Here is a 17137-nt window from a genome sequence, read left to right as displayed (position 1 = left end):
CGAGGTCCCGTGCCACGGCCACTGGTACAGGGCCTCGGGCATGTCCCCCGCGCAGAGCGGGGAGTGTCAGGCTCCGACCGATGTCACTCAAAAGCTCACAGAGAGGTAGGGTCGTAAGCGGTCGGGGACATCCCATACAGCTCGCCGGCGGGACAGGCCGGCGCACCAACGAGGAGATCGGTTCGTGACGATCCGCGTAGGCATCAATGGTTTTGGCCGAATTGGCCGTAACTACTTCCGGGCTCTTCTCGAGCAGGGAGCGGACATCGAGATCGTCGGTGTCAACGACCTGACTGACAACGCCACCCTGGTGCACCTGCTCAAGTACGACACCATTCTGGGCCGCCTCAAGGCCGACGTCTCCCACACCGACGACACGATCACCGTCGGCGGCAACACCTTCAAGACCTTCGCCGAGCGCGACCCCGCGAACCTCCCCTGGGGCGAGCTGGGTGCCGACATCGTCATCGAGTCCACCGGCATCTTCACGAAGAAGGCCGACGCCGCCAAGCACCTCGCGGCCGGCGCGAAGAAGGTCCTCATCTCGGCTCCGGCCAAGGACGAGGACATCACCATCGTGATGGGCGTCAACCAGGACAAGTACGACGCGGCCAGCCACCACGTCATCTCCAACGCCTCCTGCACCACCAACTGCGTGGCGCCGATGGCCAAGGTCCTCGACGAGAACTTCGGCATCGTCAAGGGCATGATGACGACGGTCCACGCCTACACCAACGACCAGCGCATCCTGGACTTCCCGCACTCGGACCTGCGCCGCGCCCGCGCCGCCGCCGAGAACATCATCCCGACCTCCACCGGTGCCGCCAAGGCCACCGCGCTCGTCCTGCCGCAGCTCAAGGGCAAGCTCGACGGCATCGCCATGCGCGTCCCGGTGCCCACCGGCTCGGTCACCGACCTCGTCCTGGAGCTCGACCGCGAGGTCACCAAGGACGAGATCAACGCCGCCTTCCAGAAGGCCGCGGAGGGCCAGCTCAAGGGCATCCTCGACTACACCGAGGACGCGATCGTCTCCTCCGACATCGTGAACTGGCCGGCCTCCTGCACCTTCGACTCCTCCCTGACCATGGTCCAGGGCAAGCAGGTCAAGGTCGTCGGCTGGTACGACAACGAGTGGGGCTACTCCAACCGACTCGTCGACCTCACCGTCTTCGTCGGCGGTCAGCTCTAAGGCCGTCAGCTCTTAAAAGCGTAGGGCAAGGCACCACGATGTGAGCACAGGGTCCGCTCGGCGCGATGAGGCGCCGTTCGGGCCCTGTTGCTTGCCTGGCCCTCCCCTCCTCGCCCACCGGGCGAAGGTCTCCCAAGGAGTAGGAAACACATGAAGACGATCGACGAACTGCTCGCCGAGGGCGTCGCCGGCAAGCGGGTCTTCGTCCGCGCGGACCTCAACGTCCCGCTGGCGAACGGTGAGATCACCGACGACGGCCGCATCCGCGCCGTCCAGCCGACCATCGCGAAGCTCGCCGAGGCCGGTGCCCGCGTGGTCGTCGCCTCGCACCTGGGCCGCCCCAAGGGCGCCCCGGACCCGGCGTTCTCGCTGGCCCCGGCCGCCGAGCGGCTCGGCGAGCTGCTCGGCGCGGAGGTGGCCTTCGCCACCGACACCGTCGGCGCCTCCGCCAATGAGACCGTCGCGGCCCTCGCCGACGGCCGGGTCGCGGTCATCGAGAACCTGCGCTTCAACGCCGGTGAGACCTCGAAGGACGACGCCGAGCGCGGCGCCTTCGCGGACCAGCTCGCCGAGCTGGCCGACGTCTACGTCGGCGACGGCTTCGGCGCCGTCCACCGCAAGCACGCCTCGGTCTTCGACCTGCCCGCGCGCCTCCCGCACGCGGCCGGCTACCTCATCGCGACCGAGGTCGGCGTCCTGGAGAAGCTGACCGCCGACGTCCGGCGGCCCTACGTCGTCGTCCTCGGCGGCGCCAAGGTCTCCGACAAGCTCGCCGTCATCGACGAGCTCCTCGGCAAGGCCGACCGCATCCTCATCGGCGGCGGCATGGCCTACACCTTCCTCTACGCCAAGGGCCACGAGGTCGGCATCTCCCTGCTCCAGAAGGACCAGGTGGACAAGGTCAAGGAGTACATGGAGCGCGCCGAGAAGACCGGCGTCGAGCTGGTCCTCCCCGTCGACGTCCTGGTCTCCGCCGACTTCCCGGACCTGAAGGGCAAGACCCCGGCCGTCTTCGAGACGGTCGACGCGGACGGGATCCCCGCGGACAAGGAGGGCCTGGACATCGGCCCCAAGACCCGCGAGCTGTACGCTTCGAAGATCGCCGATGCCGAGACCGTCTTCTGGAACGGCCCGGTCGGCGTCTTCGAGCACCCCGACTACGCCGGCGGTACCACCGCCATCGCGCAGGCGCTCCTCGACAGCCGGGCCTTCACCGTGGTCGGTGGCGGCGACAGCGCCGCGGCGGTCCGCATCCTCGGCTTCGACGAGAACGCCTTCGGTCACATTTCCACCGGTGGTGGCGCCAGCCTCGAATACCTCGAGGGCAAGACGCTCCCCGGCCTCGCCGCCCTGGAGGGCTGAACCCCTATGACCACTGTCAACGGCCGCACCCCGCTGATGGCGGGCAACTGGAAGATGAACCTCAACCACCTCGAGGCCATCGCCCACGTCCAGAAGCTCGCCTTCGCCCTCGCCGACAAGGACTACGACGCCGTCGAGGTCGCGGTGCTCCCGCCCTTCACCGACCTGCGCTCGGTACAGACGCTGGTCGACGGCGACAAGCTGAAGATCAAGTACGGCGCCCAGGACATCTCGGCGCAGGACTCCGGTGCCTACACCGGCGAGATCTCCGGCCCGATGCTTGCGAAGCTGAGCTGCACCTTCGTCGCCGTCGGCCACAGCGAGCGCCGCCAGTACCACGGCGAGACCGACGAGGTCTGCAACGCCAAGGTCAAGGCCGCCTACCGCAACGGGATCACCCCGATCCTGTGCGTCGGCGAGGGCCTGGACGTCCGCAAGGCCGGCAACCAGGTCGCGCACACCCTGGCCCAGGTCGACGGCGGCCTCAAGGACGTCCCGGCCGAGCAGGTCGAGTCCATCGTGATCGCGTACGAGCCGGTCTGGGCGATCGGCACCGGCGAGGTCGCCACCCCCGAGGACGCGCAGGAGGTCTGCGGTGCGATCCGCGGCCGCCTCGCGGAGCTGTACTCCCAGGAGCTGGCCGACAAGGTCCGCATCCAGTACGGCGGCTCGGTCAAGTCCGGCAACATCGCCGCGATCATGGCCCAGCCCGACGTGGACGGCGCCCTGATCGGCGGCGCGGCGCTGGACGTGGACGAGTTCGTCAAGATCGTCCGCTTCCGCGACCAGTGAGTATGCGGTAGGGCCGATCCGTCGTACCCTTGCGGGGGCCGGGGGCCGCGTACGCGCGACCTGCCGGCCCCCGCTTCCTCCCAGCAAGCCCAGAAAGTAGGAACCAGCCGTGGTTATGGGGTTCTCGATCGCCCTGGTCGTCTTCAGTGCTCTGCTGATGCTGCTCGTGCTGATGCACAAGGGCAAGGGTGGCGGCCTTTCCGACATGTTCGGCGGCGGCATGCAGTCCTCGGTCGGCGGTTCCTCCGTGGCCGAGCGCAACCTCGACCGCATCACGGTCGTCGTCGGCCTGCTGTGGTTCGCCTGCATCGTCGCGCTCGGCCTGCTCATGAAGTCCAACGGCTCCTGACGGTTCTGGCCATTCGGGCCGTCCCGCCGGTTCCGCCCGGCCTATCATGAGGTCCTGCGTCCACGGCTGGAGCGAGTAACTCCGGTTGCTGGACGTGCGTTGGGCCTTACGTAGACTGGGGCGCCCGCAGCGGACATCCCTCACGCTCCGCGGCACCATCACGCAGGGAGTTACGACCGTGGCAAGTGGCAACGCGATTCGTGGAAGTCGGGTCGGAGCCGGGCCGATGGGCGAGGCCGAGCGCGGTGAATCCGCACCGCGCCTGCGCATCTCCTTCTGGTGCTCGAACGGGCACGAGACGCAGCCCAGCTTCGCCAGCGACGCGCAGGTCCCGGACACCTGGGACTGCCCGCGCTGCGGGTTCCCGGCCGGCCAGGACCGGGACAACCCGCCCGCGCCGCCGCGCACGGAGCCGTACAAGACGCACCTCGCGTACGTCCGCGAGCGCCGCACCGACGCCGACGGCGAGGCGATCCTCGCCGAGGCCCTCGCCAAGCTCCGCGGCGAGATCTGAGCCGGCCCGTCCGCACACGACGGGGCCGCCCTCAAGAGCGACTCAGGGCCCGGCCCGCGGGAGAGCGAATCCCGCGGGCCGGGCCCCTTTGTGTGCGTTGTCCCCCTTCCGATCCCTTAGGTTGGACGGTGGCGGGGCACAACAGGACGGAAGAAGTGGGTTGATGTCCGAGATGAACGCAGACAGCCGTACGAGGCTCAACCGGACGCCCGAGTGGCACGCACTCGGCAAGCACCGGGAAGAGCTGGGGCAGACGCATCTGCGGGAGCTTTTCGAGTCGGACCCGGACCGGGGCGCCGGCTACACGCTGCGGGTCGGGGACCTGCACATCGACTACTCGAAGCACCTCGTGACCGACGAGACGCTCGGGCTGCTGCGCGAACTGGCGTCGGCCACCGGCGTGGCGGAGCTGCGGGACGCGATGTTCCGCGGCGAGAAGATCAACGTGACGGAGGACCGCGCGGTCCTGCACACCGCGCTGCGCGCCCCGCGGGAGGCCGTCGTCGAGGTGGACGGCGAGAACGTCGTACCCGACGTGCACGAGGTCCTCGACAAGATGGCGGCCTTCTCCGGCCAGGTCAGGTCGGGGGAGTGGACCGGTTTCACCGGCAAGCGCATCAAGAACGTGGTCAACATCGGCATCGGCGGCTCCGACCTGGGCCCCGCCATGGCGTACGAGGCGCTGCGCGCCTTCACCGACCGCGCCCTGACCCTGAAGTTCGTCTCCAACGTGGACGGCGCCGACCTCCACGAGGCCGTGCGGGAGCTCGACCCGGCGGAGACGCTGTTCATCATCGCCTCGAAGACCTTCACCACCATCGAGACCATCACCAACGCCACCTCGGCGCGGGAGTGGCTGCTCGCGGGGCTCGGCGGGGACCAGGCCGCCGTGGCACGGCACTTCGTGGCCCTGTCCACCAACGAGGAGAAGGTCACCGAGTTCGGCATCGACCCGGCCAACATGTTCGGGTTCTGGGACTGGGTCGGCGGCCGCTACTCCTTCGACTCCGCCATCGGCCTCTCCCTGATGATCGCCATCGGCCCGGACTCCTTCCGCGAGCTGCTCGGCGGCTTCCACGCCATGGACGAGCACTTCCGCACCGCGCCGATGGAGAGCAACGCCCCGTTCCTGCTGGGCCTGTTGGGCATCTGGTACGGGGCCTTCTTCGACGCGCAGTCGCACGCGGTGCTCCCGTACAGCCACTACCTCTCCCGTTTCACCGCGTACTTGCAGCAGCTGGACATGGAGTCGAACGGCAAGTCCGTGGACCGGGACGGCAATCCGGTGGACTGGCAGACCGGCCCGGTGGTGTGGGGCACGCCCGGCACCAACGGACAGCACGCCTACTACCAGCTGATCCACCAGGGCACCAAGCTGATCCCGGCGGACTTCATCGGCTTCGCCCGCCCGGTGACGGAGCTGTCGCCGGCGCTGGAGGCCCAGCACGACCTGCTGATGGCGAACTTCTTCGCCCAGACGCAGGCCCTGGCCTTCGGCAAGACCGCCGAGGAGGTCCGCGCGGAGGGCGTCGCCGAGGCGCTCGTCCCGCACAAGACCTTCCAGGGCAACCACCCGACGACGACCGTCCTCGCCACCGAGCTGACGCCGTCGGTGCTGGGGCAGCTCATCGCGCTGTACGAGCACAAGGTGTTCGTCCAGGGCGCGGTGTGGAACATCGACTCCTTCGACCAGTGGGGCGTCGAGCTCGGCAAGGTCCTCGCCAAGCGCGTGGAGCCGGCGCTGACCGAGGGCTCGCACGTGGAGAGCCTCGACCCGTCGACGCGGGCCCTGGTGGCCACGTACCGCGAGCTGCGCGGGCGCTGACGAACGCCGAAGGGCCCCGCACCGGTCGCCGGTGCGGGGCCCTTCGCCGTGGCCGGCCTAGGCCGAGGCCGGGGGGTACAGCCCGGTGGGCAGCTTGGCCGCCGCCGCGCGGTCCAGCAGCCACAGGGTGCGGCTGCGGCCGTGGGCGGCCGCGGCCGGGGCCTGGACCTCCCCGGCGCCGCCGAGGGCGATGGCGACGGCCCCTGCCTTGTCCTCGCCGGCCGCCAGCAGCCAGACCTCGCGGGCCGCACGGATCGCCGGAAGGGTGAGCGAGACGCGCGTCGGCGGCGGCTTCGGGGCACCGTGGACGCCGACGACCGTGCGCTCGGTCTCACGGGCCGCAGGGTGCTCGGGGAACAGGGACGCCACGTGGGTGTCCGGGCCCACGCCCAGCATCAGCACGTCGAACGTGGGGACCGGGCCGTGGTCCTCCGGCCCGGCGGCCTTCGCCAGCTCGGCGGCGTACGCGGCCGCGGCGGCGTCCACGTCGTCGCCGTACGGGCCGTCGGAGGCGGGCATCGCGTGCACGCGGGCCGGGTCCACGGGGACGGCGTCCAGCAGCGCCTCGCGGGCCTGGACGTGGTTGCGCTCGGGGTCGTCGGCGGGGACGTAGCGCTCGTCGCCCCACCACAGGTCGATGCGGGACCAGTCGATCGCGTCCCGGGCGGGGGCGGCGGCGAGGGCCGCGAGGAGGCCGTTGCCGTTGCGGCCGCCGGTCAGGACGACCGAGGCGCTGCCGCGGGCGGCCTGCGCGTCCACGATCTTCGTGATGAGCCGGGCCGCCGCGGCCTGGGCCATCAGCTCCTTGTCCCGGTGGACGACGACCTGGGGAGTCGTCATACCCATGTGCTGCCGCCTTCTTGGTAGTTCTGGGTGGTTTCCGCTGCGCGGAGCCGGTCCCCTGCGGGGTGCCGGCTGGTGGGGAGGTCGGGGGTGCCGGGTGCGGGTGCGCGGGTGCGCGGGTGCCGCTGCGCGGAGCCGTTCCCCACCCCGCCCCTTCCCGAAACCGGGGCTCCGCCCCGGACCCCTGTACGGGCGCTGCGCGCCCGTCGCCCCGATCGCCGGCGGGGCTGGAAGTGCTCGGCCCCGCCGGCGGTTGAGGCGCGGGTCCGGGCGGAGCCCTGGGGGCACCTCCCAGCGGTAGCTGGGGGAGGAACGGTGGAAGGGCGGGTAGGGGACCGCTCCGCGCAGCGGCCCCCGTCCTGCTACTTGGCCGCCGCCCGCTTGGCGGGCTTGCCCGCCGGCTTCGCCGCCGACCCCTTGCCGTCGGCCTCGGCCTCGGCAGCGGCGTCAGCCTTGGCACCAGCCTCGGCGCCGGCGCTGCCACCGGCCTCGGAACCGCCACCGGCCTCGGCCGCAGCCCCAGCCTTGCCACCGGCACCGGCACCGGCACCGGCACCGGCTTCGGCCACAGCACCAGCCCCGGCGCCGGCGTTGGCACCGGCACCGGCCACAGCGCCAGCCTTGCCACCGGTGCCGGCACCGGCACCGGCCTTCGGCTGCGACGTGCCCGCCGTGGCCGCCAGGCGGCCGACGCCGAACTTAAGCGACGCCTCGTACGTGTTGTCCGGGTCCAGCCGGCGCAGTTCCTCCGCCAGCAGCTCCGCCGTGTCGCGGCGCTTGAGCGCCACCGCGCGGTCCGGCTGACCCGGCATGCACAGCGTCGCCAGCGCACCGTCCGCACGGTCCAGGACGATCACGCCGTCCTTGGTCTCCAGCCGTACGGCGGTCAGCCCCGGCCCGTCCGACAGGGTCCGCTTGACCGGGACCCCGAGGCGGTCCGCCAGCCACATGGCCAGCAGCTCACAGCTCGGGTTCTCGTCCTCGCCCTCGACGGTCGCGGAGACCACCGAGATCGTCTGCTGGTCGAGCGCGGCCGCCAGCATGGAGCGCCACGGGGTGATCCGGGTCCACGACAGGTCCGTGTCACCCGGCGCGTACGCCTCCGCCCGCAGGCCGAGGGCCCCGATGGGCTCCTCCGAGGAGTACGTGTCCGTGATCCGGCGCTGCCCCAGCGCGCCCAGCGGATCGCCCGCCAGGTCCGCGGGAGCGCCCTCCGGCCACCAGACGACCACGGGGGCGTCCGGCAGGAGCAGCGGGAGCACGACCGACTGGGCGTGGTTGACCAGTTCTCCGTGCAGGCGCAGTACGACCGTCTCCCCGGTGCCGGAGTCCGCGCCGACGCGGATCTCCGCGTCGAGACGGGCGTCGCGGCGGCTGCGCGGGGAGCGGCTGACCCGCTTGACCACGACGACGATCCGCGAGGGGTGTTCGTGGGACGCGTCGTTCGCCGACTTGAGCGCGTCGTACGCGTTCTCTTCGTCGGTCACGATCACCAGCGTGAGGACCATGCCGATGGCAGGCGTGCCGATGTCCCGGCGCGCCTGCACCAACGCGGCGTTGATCTTGCTGGAGGTGGTCTCCGTGAGGTCGATCTTCATGGCCGGCGCCAGCTCCGTCCGTCTCGTGCGAGCATCTCGTCCGCCTCGACCGGCCCCCAGGTGCCCGCCGCGTACTGCGCGGGCTTGCCGTGCTTGTCCCAGTACTCCTCGATCGGGTCGAGGATGTTCCAGGACAGCTCGACTTCCTGGTGACGCGGGAAGAGGTTCGCGTCGCCGAGGAGGACGTCGAGGATGAGCCGCTCGTAGGCCTCGGGGCTGGACTCCGTGAAGGACTCGCCGTAGGCGAAGTCCATCGTGACGTCCCGGACCTCCATGGAGGTGCCCGGCACCTTCGAGCCGAAGCGGACCGTCACGCCCTCGTCCGGCTGGACCCGGATGACCAGGGCGTTCTGCCCCAGTTCCTCGGTCGCGCCGGACTCGAAGGGCAGGTACGGGGCCCGCTTGAAGACCACCGCGATCTCGGTCACCCGGCGGCCCAGGCGCTTGCCCGTCCGCAGGTAGAACGGGACGCCCGCCCAGCGGCGGTTGTTGATCTCCAGGCGGATGGCCGCGTAGGTGTCGGTCTTCGACTTGGGGTCGATGCCGTCCTCTTCGAGGTACCCGACGACCTTCTCGCCGCCCTGCCAGGCCGCCGAGTACTGGCCGCGCACGGTGTGCTTGCCGAGGTCCTCGGGGATCTGGACGGCGCTGAGCACCTTCAGCTTCTCGGCCACCAGGGCCTTGGGGTGGAAGGAGCCGGGCTCCTCCATCGCCGTCAGCGCCAGCAGCTGGAGCAGGTGGTTCTGGATGACGTCGCGGGCCGCGCCGATGCCGTCGTAGTAGCCGGCCCGGCCGCCGATGCCGATGTCCTCGGCCATGGTGATCTGGACGTGGTCGACGTACGACCGGTTCCAGATCGGCTCGAACATCGTGTTGGCGAAGCGGAGCGCCAGGATGTTCTGGACGGTCTCCTTGCCGAGGTAGTGGTCGATCCGGAAGACCTCGTCACGGGGGAAGACCTCGTGGACGACCTGGTTGAGCTCTTCCGCGCTCTTCAGGTTGTGGCCGAAGGGCTTCTCGATGACGGCACGCCGCCAGGAGCCCTCCTTCTGGGCCAGCCCGTGGTTCTTGAGCTGCTGGACCACCTTGGGGAAGAACTTCGGCGGCACCGACAGGTAGAAGGCGAAGTTGCCGCCCGTGCCCTGGGCCTTGTCGAGTTCTTCTATGGTCGACTTGAGCGTCTCGAAGGCCGCGTCGTCGTCGAACTCGCCCTGGACGAACCGGCAGCCCTGCACCAGCTGCTGCCAGACCTCCTCACGGAAGGGAGTGCGCGAGTGCTCCTTGACGGCCTCGTACACCTCCTGGGCGAAGTCCTCGTCCTGCCACTCGCGGCGGGCGAAACCGATCAGCGAGAAGCCCGGGGGCAGCAGGCCGCGGTTCGCGAGGTCGTAGACGGCGGGCATGAGCTTCTTGCGCGACAGGTCACCCGTAACGCCGAAAATGACCAGGCCGGACGGCCCCGCGATGCGCGGGAGCCGCCGGTCCTGTGCGTCACGAAGCGGGTTCGCTCCGTTCACCGACAAAATACTCAGTCCTCCGCGGGGGCGAGGCGCGTCAGCTCCGCCTCGGTCGACTTCAGCAGGTCGTTCCACGACGCCTCGAACTTCTCGACGCCTTCGTCTTCGAGCAGCTGCACCACATCGTCGTACGAGATGCCGAGCTTCGCGACCGCGTCCAGCTCGGCGCGCGACTGCTCGTAGGTGCCGCGGATGGTGTCGCCGGAGACCTCGCCGTGGTCGGCGGTGGCCTCCAGGGTGGCCTCGGGCATGGTGTTCACGGTGCCGGGCGCGACCAGGTCCACCACGTACAGGGTGTCCTTGTACGCCGGGTCCTTGACACCGGTCGAGGCCCACAGCGGGCGCTGCTTGTTGGCCTGCGCCTTGTCCAGGGCCGCCCAGCGCTCGCCGCCGAACACCTCTTCGTAGGCCTCGTAGGCCAGACGGGCGTTGGCGAGGGCCGCCTTGCCCTTCAGGGCCTTGGCCTCGTCGGTGCCCACGCCGTCGAGGCGCTTGTCGATCTCGCTGTCCACGCGGGACACGAAGAAGGAGGCGACCGAGTGGATCTTGGAGAGGTCCAGGCCGGCGGCCTTCGCCTTCTCCAGGCCCGCCAGGTACGCGTCCATGACCGCGCGGTAGCGCTCCAGCGAGAAGATCAGCGTGACGTTGACGCTGATGCCCTTGCCGATGACCTCGGTGATCGCCGGCAGGCCGGCCTCGGTCGCCGGGATCTTGATGAGCGTGTTCGGGCGGTCCACCAGCCAGGCGAGCTGCTTGGCCTCGGCGATGGTCGCCGTCGTGTTGTGCGCGAGGCGCGGGTCGACCTCGATCGACACGCGGCCGTCCTGGCCGTCCGTCGAGTCGAAGACCGGGCGCAGGATGTCGGCGGCGTCCCTGACATCCGCCGTCGTGATCATGCGGATGGCCTCGTCGACGGTGACCTTGCGGGCGGCGAGGTCGGCGAGCTGCTGCTCGTAGCCGTCGCCGCTGCTGATCGCCTTCTGGAAGATCGACGGGTTGGTGGTGACACCGACCACGTGCTGCTGGTCGATGAGTTCGGCGAGGTTGCCGGACGTGATGCGCTTGCGGGACAGATCGTCCAGCCAGATCGCCACGCCCTCGTCGGAGAGGCGCTTGAGTGCGTCTGCCATGGGAATTACATCTCCTACTGGTTCAGGTGCCGGTCTTCAGCGCGCGGCGGCGGTGAGGGAGTCCTTGGCGGCTGCGGTCACGGCTTCGGCGGTGAGGCCGAACTCGCGGAACAGGACGGCGCCGTCGGCCGAGGCACCGAAGTGCTCCAGCGAGACGATCCGGCCGGCGTCCCCGACGTAACGGTGCCAGGTCAGGCCGATGCCGGCCTCGACCGCGACTCGCGCCTTCACCGAGGGCGGCAGAACGCTGTCCTTGTACTCCTGGGTCTGCTCCTCGAACCACTCGACGGAGGGCATCGAGACCACGCGCGCCGGGACGCCCTCGGCCTGCAGCGCCTCGCGCGCGGCGACGGCGAGCTGCACCTCGGAGCCGGTGCCGATGAGGACCACCTGGGCGTCGCCGCCCTCGGCCTCGAACAGCACGTAGCCGCCCTTGGCGGCGTCCTCGTTGCGCTCGTACGTCGGCACGCCCTGGCGGGTGAGGGCCAGGCCGTGCGGGGCGCCCTTGCCGTACACCTTGGTGTGGCGCTTGAGGATCTCGCGCCAGGCGACGGCGGTCTCGTTCGCGTCCGCCGGACGGACGACGTTCAGACCCGGGATGGCGCGCAGCGAGGCGACGTGCTCGACCGGCTGGTGGGTCGGGCCGTCCTCGCCGAGGCCGATGGAGTCGTGCGTCCACACGTACGTCACCGGCAGGTGCATCAGCGCGGACAGGCGGACGGCGTTGCGCATGTAGTCGGAGAACACCAGGAAGGTGCCGCCGTAGATGCGGGTGTGGCCGTGCAGCGTGATGCCGTTCATCACGGCGGCCATCGCGTGCTCGCGGATGCCGTAGTGGATGGTGCGGCCGTACGGGTCGGCCTCCGGCAGCGGGTTGCCCACCGGCAGGAACGAGGAGTTCTTGTCGATGGTCGTGTTGTTGGAGCCGGCCAGGTCGGCCGAGCCGCCCCACAGCTCCGGGATGACCGCGCCGAGGGCTTCGAGGACCTTGCCGGAGGCGGCGCGGGTGGCGACGCCCTTGCCGGTCTCGAAGACGGGGAGCTTGTCCTCCCAGCCCTCGGGCAGCTCGTTGGCCTCGATGCGGTCGAAGGCGGCGGCGCGCTCGGGGTTGGCGGTGCGCCAGGCGGAGAAGTCCTTCTCCCAGGCGGCGCGGGCGTCACGGCCCCGGTCGACCAGGCCGCGGGTGTGGCCGAGGACCGCGTCGGAGACCTCGAAGGTCTGCTCCGGGTCGAAGCCGAGCACGCGCTTGGTCGCGGCGACCTCGTCGTTGCCGAGGGCCGAGCCGTGGGAGGCCTCGGTTCCCTGGGCGTGCGGGGCGGGCCAGGCGATGATCGAGCGGGCCGCGATGAAGGACGGGCGCCCGGTCTCGGCCTTGGCGGCCTGGAGGGCGGCGAACAGGGCCTTCGGGTCGAGGTCGCCGTTCTCCAGCTGCTCGACGCGCTGGACGTGCCAGCCGTACGCCTCGTAGCGCTTCATGGTGTCCTCGGAGACGGCCGTCTCCGTGTCACCCTCGATGGAGATGTGGTTGTCGTCCCACAGCAGCACCAGGTTGCCGAGCTTCTGGTGGCCGGCCAGCGCGGACGCCTCGTGGGAGATGCCCTCCTGGAGGCAGCCGTCGCCCGCGATCGCGTAGACCATGTGGTCGAACGGGGAGGTGCCCTCGGCGGCCTCCGGGTCGAACAGGCCGCGCTCGTAGCGGGCGGCCATGGCCATGCCCACCGCGTTGGCGATGCCCTGGCCCAGCGGCCCGGTGGTGGTCTCGACGGCGGCCGTGTGACCGTACTCCGGGTGGCCGGGGGTCTTGGAGCCCCAGGTGCGGAAGGCCTTGAGGTCGTCCAGCTCCAGGCCGAAACCGCCCAGGTAGAGCTGGGTGTAAAGAGTCAGGGACGAGTGCCCTGCGGAGAGCACGAAACGGTCACGCCCGACCCACTCCGGGTCCGAGGGGTCGTGCCGCATGACCTTCTGGAAAAGCGTGTACGCGGCGGGGGCCAGGCTCATCGCCGTACCGGGGTGTCCGTTCCCGACCTTCTGGACCGCGTCGGCGGCCAGGATGCGGGCGGTGTCGACGGCCCGCTGGTCCAGTTCGGTCCACTCGAGCTCTGGGGTGGTCGGCTTGGTGCTCACCGTTGGTCAGGGCTCCTCTCCACATGTTGTTTTGCCGGTGACGAACGGTGACACCGGCGCGATTCCGAGCCTACCCCCGCCAGGGCGTGCGGCTATTCGAGTGCACGCAGTGCGTCGCCGTCCCGGTGTCCGCCGTTCACCTGGGATCCGCCGTCGGTGATCTTGCCATCGGTCCGATCGGCTCAACACGAGGCGACCCCCGCGCGGGGCGGGGCAAGAGCTACGTCTACAGTGGCGTGGTACGCGCAAGCCTTTACCGAGCCTTCATTTACTGGAGGCATCGCTTCGGAAGCTTGCTGGATTCTCTCTCAGGGGTGTGCGTGACGGCCGTCGAATCCCGTCCAGCGGGGGTGCTCGGGACGAGCCCCGGTCACCGGCCGTTCGGGGCCCGGGTCATGGCTTTCGTGGCTTTGACCAAGCCGCGGATCATCGAACTTCTGCTGATCACCACAGTGCCGGTGATGTTCCTCGCGGAGCAGGGCGTGCCGTCGCTGTGGCTGGTGCTCGCCACCTGCTTCGGCGGCTACCTGTCCGCGGGCGGCGCCAACGCGCTGAACATGTACATCGACCGCGACATCGACGCGCTGATGGACCGCACGTCCCAGCGTCCGCTGGTGACCGGCATGGTGAGCCCGGCCGAGTGCCTGGTCTTCGGCATCTCGCTGGGCGTCGTCTCGACGCTGTTCTTCGGCCTGCTGATCAACTGGCTGTCGGCCGCACTCGCGCTCGGCGCGCTCCTCTTCTACGTGGTCGTCTACACGATGCTGCTGAAGCGGCGCACCGCGCAGAACATCGTCTGGGGCGGGATCGCCGGCTGCATGCCGGTGCTCATCGGCTGGTCGGCGGTGAAGAACGAGGTCTCCTGGGCCGCCGTCATCCTCTTCCTGGTCATCTTCTTCTGGACGCCGCCGCACTACTGGCCGCTGTCCATGAAGGTCAAGGACGACTACGCGCGGGTCGGCGTGCCGATGCTGCCGGTGGTGGCGGGCAACAAGGCCGTGGCGCGCCAGATCGTCCTCTACAGCTGGGTGATGGTGGCGGTCTCGCTGCTGCTGACCCCGCTGGGGTACACCGGCTGGTTCTACACCTCGGTCGCGCTGCTGGCCGGCGGCTGGTGGCTGTGGGAGGCGCACGCGCTGAGCGCCCGGGCCAAGGCCGGGGTGACGGGCGCGAAGCTCAAGGAGATGCGGCTGTTCCACTGGTCGATCACCTATGTGTCGCTCCTCTTCGTCGCCGTGGCCGTGGATCCCTTCCTCCGCTGATTACTCGCCGGTAGCATGCCGTCCATGGCAGAGACCCCAGACACCGCAGACACCTCCGGGGCCGCAGCGCCCGCGGACAAGAAGCACAGCCGCACGGCCGCGAAGCTGGCCCGGCAGATCGGCGCGTTCGCCAAGCAGCACGGCGGCGCCGAGGGCCAGCTCGCGCACATCGGCCAGGCCGGCACCCGCATCGTGCTCGTGGGCACCGACGGCGGCTGGGGCGACCTGGTGGCCCCGACGTACGCCGTGGCCCAGCTCGCCGCCGAACAGGCCGGGCTGACCCTCCACGAGGAGTTCGACGGGGAGTTCGCCGCCCGGGTGAAGACCGGCCCGTACGAGTGGACCCGGATGGCCGGAATCCAGATCGGCGGCCCCGCCAACCCGGCCGCCTGAATCCCCGGCCGCCCGATTCCCCGAAACGCGGGTCGGTCAACAGAGCGGGCAATACTTCACACCCCGCTCACCCGTTAGGACGTGTGGAAGCCGCTTCCCCACGTCCGCAACGGGATGACCGGATGATCGAAACGCCGCCCCTGGCGGACCAGCACTGCCTCGGGGTGCTCCGCACCGAGCTGGGCATCGCCACCTTCGAGGCCCAGCTCATCCGCTCGGCCGGCCCGCCCGCCCCGGGCACCACGTTCTTCGACACCCAGACGGGCTTCGCCGTGCGCCGCTGGTGCCCGCCCCTGCTCGGCCTGGAGCCGCACTGCCCGCCCGCCCGGTACCTGGCCCGGCGGCGCGAGCTCGGCGCCGCGGAGAGCACCAGACGGCTGCTGCGGGGCTCGGGGACGGGCACGTACCTCGTCGACACGGGAGCAGCCGGAGACCTCACGGGGCCCAAGGAGCTGGCCCTCGCCGGGGACGCGGAGGCCTTCGAGGTGGTCCGGCTGGAGATACTGGCCGAGCAGGCCGCCGACACCTCCGGGACCGTCGTGGCCTTCCTCGCCAACCTCGCCGGAGCCGTCCACCACGCCGCCGCCGGAGCCGTCGGCTTCGCCTGCGGGGCCCGCACCGGCTGCGCGGCCGCCCTGGACGCAGCCCCGGAACCGCCCGGGCCCGGGGAGGTCCGGGCGGCGGCCGGGCGCTGGCTGGCCGGCCGCACCAGGGGAGGGGAGCTACGGGACCCCGTGCTCCTGCGGCACCTGGTGTGGAGCGCGCTGGCCTGCGGGCTGCCGCTCCAGCTGCACACCGGCGGGGACGACCCCGAGCCGCTCGCCGGGTTCGTACGGGCCACCGCGGGCCTGGGCGCGCGGCTGGTGCTGAGCGGCGGGTACCCGTACCACCGGCAGACGGCCCGCCTGGCGGCGGAGCACCCGCACGTCCACGCCGACCTCGGCCCGGCCCTCGCACGCACGGGGGCGCGGGCCGCCGCCGTACTGGCGGAGCTGCTGGAACTCGCGCCCTTCGGCAAGCTGCTGTTCTCCAGCGGCGGGCGGGACCTGCCCGAGCTGCACGCGGTCGGCGCCCTGGTGTTCCGCGAGGCGCTCGACCGGGTCCTGGGGGGCTGGGTCGCCGAGGGCGCCTGGTCCTGGCAGGACGCGCAGCGCGTCGCGGGAATGCTCGCGGCCGGCAACGCCCGGCGCGTCTACCGGCTCGACGAGCGCGGCTGACGGCGCCGGGCGCCGTCCGGCCGGACGGCGTCAGACCGCCGAGAGCTGCTCCTCGTCCCGCGCCGGGGCCTCCACCCGGTCCGCGGAGCGCTCGCGCAGGCTCAGGGCCAGGCGCAGCACCGAGATCCACACCAGGCAGGAGCCCAGCATGTGCGCGGCGACCAGTACCTCGGGCAGCTTCGTGAAGAACTGGACGTAGCCGATCGCGCCCTGGGCGAGCAGTACGACCAGCAGGTCGCGGGCGCGCGCCCGGGTGTCGCCGGGGGCGTCCACCACCCGCAGCACCAGCCACATCGCGACGGCGAGCGCGCAGACCAGCCAGGCGGCGATGGCGTGCACGTGGGCGGTGGCCGCCCAGTCGAACGGCATGCGCTTGATCTCGCTCTTGTCGCCGGCGTGCGGACCGGAGCCCGTCACGACCGTGCCCGCCGCGATCAGCACCAGGGTGGTCGCGATCAGCGCCCACGACAGTTTGCGCACGGGCCCCGGCACGCGCGGGCGGGGGGCGCCGTCACCCTCGCGGGTGCGCTGCCAGGAGACGGTGGTGACCGCGATCAGGCCGGTGGCGAGCAGGAAGTGCCCGGCGACGCTGTACGGGTTGAGGCCAGTCAGGACGGTGATGCCGCCGAGGACCGCGTTTCCCATCACCAGGGCGAACTGAATCCAGCCGAGCCCGGTCAGCGAGTGCCGCCACGGCTTCGAGGAGCGCGCCGCGAGGATGAACCAGCCGACGGCCGCGCTCAGCACGTACGTCAGCATCCGGTTGCCGAACTCGATGGCTCCGTGGAAACCCTGGGCCTGGGTGACGACCAGGCTGTCGTCCGTGCACTTGGGCCAGGTGTCGCAGCCGAGACCGGATCCGGTCAGCCGCACCGCGCCGCCGGTGACGATGATGGCCACGCTCATCAGGAGCGCGGCGGACGCGGCCCGCCGGACGGTCCGGGGTGACGGCGTCCAGCGGTCGGCGATGTATGCGAATGGGTTCAACACGGCGCCTATCGTATGCGGCGCCTTGTGCAAAG

15 protein-coding genes are annotated in these 17137 nt (G+C 70.8%); 9 read left to right on the top strand and 6 right to left on the bottom strand.

Annotated elements, in window-relative coordinates; translation table 11 throughout:
* Positions 1–184 precede the first annotated feature (184 nt).
* The 6 genes from gap to pgi all read left to right on the top strand — a co-directional run bounded on the left by gap (position 185) and on the right by pgi (position 6031).
* Entirely contained in the window at positions 185–1189 is a 1005-nt protein-coding gene (gene gap, locus ACZ518_RS12810; protein ID WP_469113070.1) for a type I glyceraldehyde-3-phosphate dehydrogenase, read from the top strand.
* Between the two features lie 150 nt (positions 1190–1339).
* On the top strand, positions 1340–2551 hold the full coding sequence (locus tag ACZ518_RS12805) for a phosphoglycerate kinase (protein ID WP_469113069.1): 1212 nt from the start codon (positions 1340–1342) through the stop codon (positions 2549–2551).
* Between the two features lie 6 nt (positions 2552–2557).
* Entirely contained in the window at positions 2558–3343 is a 786-nt protein-coding gene (tpiA, locus tag ACZ518_RS12800; RefSeq protein WP_469113068.1) for a triose-phosphate isomerase, read from the top strand.
* 115 nt (positions 3344–3458) lie between these two features.
* Positions 3459–3692, top strand: coding sequence for a preprotein translocase subunit SecG (gene secG, locus ACZ518_RS12795; protein ID WP_365152514.1), 234 nt, complete (start codon positions 3459–3461; stop codon positions 3690–3692).
* Positions 3693–3870: 178 nt separating this feature from the next.
* Positions 3871–4206, top strand: a complete 336-nt coding sequence (locus ACZ518_RS12790) for an RNA polymerase-binding protein RbpA (protein ID WP_007263454.1) — start codon at positions 3871–3873, stop codon at positions 4204–4206.
* 172 nt (positions 4207–4378) lie between these two features.
* Complete coding sequence (gene pgi, locus ACZ518_RS12785) at positions 4379–6031, top strand: glucose-6-phosphate isomerase (RefSeq protein WP_469113467.1); 1653 nt, start codon at positions 4379–4381, stop codon at positions 6029–6031.
* Positions 6032–6088: 57 nt separating this feature from the next.
* Here the strand turns inward: pgi and pgl are convergent, their stop codons facing one another.
* From pgl to tkt, 5 genes are all read right to left on the bottom strand, one after another.
* Positions 6089–6871 carry a 6-phosphogluconolactonase gene (gene pgl / locus ACZ518_RS12780; protein ID WP_469113067.1) on the bottom strand — a complete coding sequence of 261 codons (783 nt, stop codon included), beginning with the start codon at positions 6869–6871 and terminating at the stop codon, positions 6089–6091.
* A 365-nt stretch (positions 6872–7236) separates the two neighbouring features.
* The gene (gene opcA, locus ACZ518_RS12775) at positions 7237–8472 is read right to left on the bottom strand and encodes a glucose-6-phosphate dehydrogenase assembly protein OpcA (protein ID WP_469113066.1); all 1236 of its coding nucleotides are present in this window, start codon (positions 8470–8472) and stop codon (positions 7237–7239) included.
* Complete coding sequence (gene zwf, locus ACZ518_RS12770; protein WP_469113466.1) at positions 8469–9998, bottom strand: glucose-6-phosphate dehydrogenase; 1530 nt, start codon at positions 9996–9998, stop codon at positions 8469–8471. The genes opcA and zwf overlap by 4 nt, the downstream gene beginning before the upstream one ends.
* Before the next feature lie 2 nt (positions 9999–10000).
* Entirely contained in the window at positions 10001–11119 is a 1119-nt protein-coding gene (gene tal / locus ACZ518_RS12765; RefSeq protein WP_469113065.1) for a transaldolase, read from the bottom strand.
* 36 nt (positions 11120–11155) lie between these two features.
* Positions 11156–13243: a transketolase gene (gene tkt, locus ACZ518_RS12760; protein WP_469113064.1), complete on the bottom strand. Its 2088-nt coding sequence runs from the start codon at positions 13241–13243 to the stop codon at positions 11156–11158.
* Between the two features lie 320 nt (positions 13244–13563).
* On the opposite strand from tkt, the gene ACZ518_RS12755 reads away from it, so the two are divergent.
* The 3 genes from ACZ518_RS12755 to ACZ518_RS12745 all read left to right on the top strand — a co-directional run bounded on the left by ACZ518_RS12755 (position 13564) and on the right by ACZ518_RS12745 (position 16115).
* A complete protein-coding gene (locus ACZ518_RS12755) occupies positions 13564–14505 on the top strand; it encodes a heme o synthase (protein ID WP_125594321.1) in 942 nt (313 codons plus the stop codon).
* Between the two features lie 15 nt (positions 14506–14520).
* Positions 14521–14898 carry a hypothetical protein gene (locus ACZ518_RS12750; RefSeq protein ID WP_469113063.1) on the top strand — a complete coding sequence of 126 codons (378 nt, stop codon included), beginning with the start codon at positions 14521–14523 and terminating at the stop codon, positions 14896–14898.
* A gap of 122 nt (positions 14899–15020) precedes the next feature.
* On the top strand, positions 15021–16115 hold the full coding sequence (locus ACZ518_RS12745; RefSeq protein WP_469113062.1) for an amidohydrolase family protein: 1095 nt from the start codon (positions 15021–15023) through the stop codon (positions 16113–16115).
* Positions 16116–16145: 30 nt separating this feature from the next.
* On the opposite strand, the gene ACZ518_RS12740 is transcribed toward ACZ518_RS12745, so the two are convergent.
* Positions 16146–17135: a COX15/CtaA family protein gene (locus ACZ518_RS12740; RefSeq protein WP_469113061.1), complete on the bottom strand. Its 990-nt coding sequence runs from the start codon at positions 17133–17135 to the stop codon at positions 16146–16148.
* Positions 17136–17137: the final 2 nt, after the last annotated feature.

Source organism: Streptomyces sp. NPDC033966, assembly GCF_055575955.1.
This window is presented reverse-complemented; position numbering and strand designations above follow the sequence as displayed.

Coding starts and splice junctions, on each gene's coding strand:
- ACZ518_RS12805 (WP_469113069.1), top strand. CDS start 1,340: ATGAAGACGATCGACGAACTGCTCGCCGAGGGCGTCGCCGGCAAGCGG.
- tpiA (WP_469113068.1), top strand. CDS start 2,558: ATGACCACTGTCAACGGCCGCACCCCGCTGATGGCGGGCAACTGGAAG.
- secG (WP_365152514.1), top strand. CDS start 3,459: ATGGGGTTCTCGATCGCCCTGGTCGTCTTCAGTGCTCTGCTGATGCTG.
- pgi (WP_469113467.1), top strand. CDS start 4,379: ATGAACGCAGACAGCCGTACGAGGCTCAACCGGACGCCCGAGTGGCAC.
- pgl (WP_469113067.1), bottom strand. CDS start 6,871: ATGACGACTCCCCAGGTCGTCGTCCACCGGGACAAGGAGCTGATGGCC.
- opcA (WP_469113066.1), bottom strand. CDS start 8,472: ATGAAGATCGACCTCACGGAGACCACCTCCAGCAAGATCAACGCCGCG.
- tal (WP_469113065.1), bottom strand. CDS start 11,119: ATGGCAGACGCACTCAAGCGCCTCTCCGACGAGGGCGTGGCGATCTGG.
- ACZ518_RS12750 (WP_469113063.1), top strand. CDS start 14,521: ATGCCGTCCATGGCAGAGACCCCAGACACCGCAGACACCTCCGGGGCC.
- ACZ518_RS12745 (WP_469113062.1), top strand. CDS start 15,021: ATGATCGAAACGCCGCCCCTGGCGGACCAGCACTGCCTCGGGGTGCTC.